The organism is Pedobacter sp. UBA4863, from assembly GCF_002399615.1.
Classification (GTDB): Bacteria; Bacteroidota; Bacteroidia; order Sphingobacteriales; family Sphingobacteriaceae; genus Pedobacter.
On the sequence record NZ_DHDZ01000022.1, the window covers coordinates 27,598 to 28,065 of the forward strand.

Genomic DNA, 468 nt, shown 5'->3' on the forward strand with positions numbered 1-468 from the left:
CGCAGATGGCATACGACCTAATAGTGCTGATACCTCAGATCCTGCTTGAGTGAAACGGAAGATGTTGTCAACAAAGAAAAGAATATCTTTTCCAGCGCCTTCGCCATCACCGTCACGGAAATATTCTGCAACTGTTAATCCTGATAATGCTACACGAGCACGTGCACCAGGAGGCTCGTTCATTTGACCGAATACTAAGGTAGCTTTTGATTCTTTTAATTTTTCTGTGTCAACTTTGCTTAAATCCCATCCGCCTTTTTCCATAGAGTGTAAGAATTCGTCGCCATAGTTAATTACGCCAGACTCGATAAACTCACGTAATAAATCGTTACCCTCACGAGTACGTTCGCCCACACCAGCAAATACAGATAAACCTGCGTAAGCCTTAGCAATGTTGTTTACCAACTCCATGATTAATACGGTTTTGCCTACACCCGCACCACCAAATAATCCAATTTTACCACCTTT

1 pseudogene is annotated in these 468 nt (G+C 42.5%); it reads right to left on the reverse strand.

Going from position 1 to position 468, the window contains the following annotated elements:
- Positions 1–468, reverse strand: a pseudogene (locus tag B3I52_RS03850) (F0F1 ATP synthase subunit beta); the annotation flags it as partial.